At 61.6% G+C, this 1,723-nt stretch carries 4 protein-coding genes and 1 pseudogene; 1 reads left to right on the top strand and 4 read right to left on the bottom strand.

Annotation, left to right across the window (positions count from 1 at the left end; all coding sequences use genetic code 11):
• The coding region (locus tag QZY07_RS05315) for a hypothetical protein (RefSeq protein WP_295400406.1) at nt 1-184 on the bottom strand (184 nt) is incomplete at its 3' end.
• Between the two features lie 138 nt (nt 185-322).
• Between QZY07_RS05315 and QZY07_RS05310 the strand changes: the two genes are divergently transcribed.
• Complete coding sequence (locus QZY07_RS05310; RefSeq protein WP_276570280.1) at nt 323-457, top strand: hypothetical protein; 135 nt, start codon at nt 323-325, stop codon at nt 455-457.
• Here the strand turns inward: QZY07_RS05310 and QZY07_RS05305 are convergent.
• The 3 genes and pseudogenes from QZY07_RS05305 to QZY07_RS05295 all read right to left on the bottom strand — a co-directional run.
• The gene (locus QZY07_RS05305) at nt 454-1,080 is read right to left on the bottom strand and encodes a hypothetical protein (RefSeq protein ID WP_295400402.1); all 627 of its coding nucleotides are present in this window, start codon (nt 1,078-1,080) and stop codon (nt 454-456) included. The two genes, QZY07_RS05310 and QZY07_RS05305, sit on opposite strands and share 4 nt — an antisense overlap.
• The gene (locus QZY07_RS05300) at nt 1,080-1,403 is read right to left on the bottom strand and encodes a hypothetical protein (RefSeq protein ID WP_295400401.1); all 324 of its coding nucleotides are present in this window, start codon (nt 1,401-1,403) and stop codon (nt 1,080-1,082) included. The genes QZY07_RS05305 and QZY07_RS05300 overlap by 1 nt, the downstream gene beginning before the upstream one ends.
• Nucleotides 1,404-1,420: 17 nt before the next feature.
• Nucleotides 1,421-1,723 (bottom strand): annotated as a pseudogene (locus tag QZY07_RS05295) (DUF4845 domain-containing protein); the annotation flags it as partial.

Here is a 1,723-nt window from a genome sequence, read left to right as displayed (position 1 = left end):
GGAACGTCTTGGCCTCCAGCGGCAAGGCGCCCGGCACGATAAGGCTCGCACCGCCCCAGGACAGGTCACGATGGCGCGCGATGAGCGGCGTTTCGGCGCCTGAAAACATGAGCTTGGTCAGGGTTTGAAGCGGTCGGCGCAGATGCGCGCGACACTGGATGAACGGCAGGTCTGGATTGGGCATCGCGCGGCGCGTGACCTCGTTGGCAAAAGGGAGCGTCGACCGGCACGTCGACAGGGGATCTGTCGGAGGCATCACGTTTTTCACGGTTGCGTTCTGCGACGCTTGTCGCATCAAGACAAGCGATCGGGAAATGCCGTGATGACGATCGTGAACACGCAAAATCTCGTTTCGATGGGCATGCTCCTGGTGCTCTCCGTGGCCGCCGATGCCGGTCTGTTGAGTTCCATGGTCCGCACGCTGAACCTCGCGATTTCGCACAACCTGATCGCTTAACGATTCGTTCGGTCCGCGCGGTTTGGGCGCGGCTCCCCGAGGCGATCGGGCGCTGGATCGGTGCGGTCATGGACCGTTCGAGACATCGCCTGATGTCGCCGAAGATCCTGCGCCAGTCCGTCCTTCAATCCCGTCAACACCGTTTCCAGTCCTTCGATGAGCGCGATTTCGCGCTGAAGCGACTCCTGCAAGGTCTCCTGCAATGGCGCCAACCAAGGCTGGCAATCCGACTCGGACGGATGGCGAATGCCCATCTGCTGTCGATGGTTTTGTAACCGCCGACGTTGGAATCGGAGAACCCACCGGCGGGTGTCGGCATCCTGGAGCAGTGCGTCGGCCTGGATGGCGGGGTCTGTCGGTTCGCCAGGCGACACCCGCGAAGCCTCTCCGGTCGGTGCCGGTCCGCACGGTCCGCGATGCGCATTGGCGTCCAGCCAATCGTTGAGACCGTGCTGGATGGCGACCGGATCGCTGTGCGGCTTCACCCGCTCGATCAGCGCGCGCAGATGGATCGGCTGCCCCAGGGCCGCGAGCGCGCAGGCGGCGTCAAAGGCCGCGCGGCGGGTCTGGCCATGCGTGCGCAAGGCCGTTTGTATGGATTCTCGGTTCGGCTTTTTTCGCATCAGCGGTCCGCCAACTCGAAGGCCGCCATCACAGCGCGATTCGCCAGCGAGGCGCGGGTGCGCGTGATCGGTGCCCACAACCAGCGAAATCGGCTGGGTGCTTGCGGAGGCGGCGCGTCCATCAGAATCACGTCGAGATAGACTCCATCAGCTCCCAGGCGAACATCGCGGATCTGTTCGATACAGATCAGCGTGCTGTCGTGCAGCAACACGCTGAAGGCCCACACGTCGGTCATCATTCGCGGCACGAACCAGGTCGGCAGCAACCGCTCGGCGTGCTTTAGCCGCTCCTGACAGGTGTCGAACAAGCGGTTGTTTAGCATCACATAAACACTCTAATTTAGTGGTTTTTCACCATGACCTGATGATCGAATCTCGCCACGGCATCGAGGTTGTCAAACAGATGGACGCGCCGCTCGTTCGCGAAAGCGATCCGATCGGTCGCCTTGTCCTGTTTTTCGATCTTGAAATGCTTGGCACCGATCCCGGCGATGCCGTTGACGGGGTACGACAACGATTCCTTCATTTTCGGGCCATAAGCCAATAAGCGCGAGGCCGATTGCGCCAAATAAAGGCACCCGTACAAGTGCCCATGGACATGTCCCGCTGGCTCAGCGATAAGGTCGTGGAGGCCATTGTCGTG

This window comes from uncultured Thiocystis sp. (assembly GCF_903866365.1).
Taxonomy (GTDB): domain Bacteria; phylum Pseudomonadota; class Gammaproteobacteria; order Chromatiales; family Chromatiaceae; genus Chromatium.
The sequence above is the reverse complement of the archived record's forward strand: the minus strand, read 5'-3'. Positions and strand labels throughout refer to the sequence as shown.

Excerpts from the sequence above, each read along its gene's own strand:
- QZY07_RS05310 (WP_276570280.1), top strand. The coding sequence starts at position 323 with ATGACGATCGTGAACACGCAAAATCTCGTTTCGATGGGCATGCTCCTG.
- QZY07_RS05300 (WP_295400401.1), bottom strand. The coding sequence starts at position 1,403 with ATGCTAAACAACCGCTTGTTCGACACCTGTCAGGAGCGGCTAAAGCAC.
- QZY07_RS05305 (WP_295400402.1), bottom strand. The coding sequence starts at position 1,080 with ATGCGAAAAAAGCCGAACCGAGAATCCATACAAACGGCCTTGCGCACG.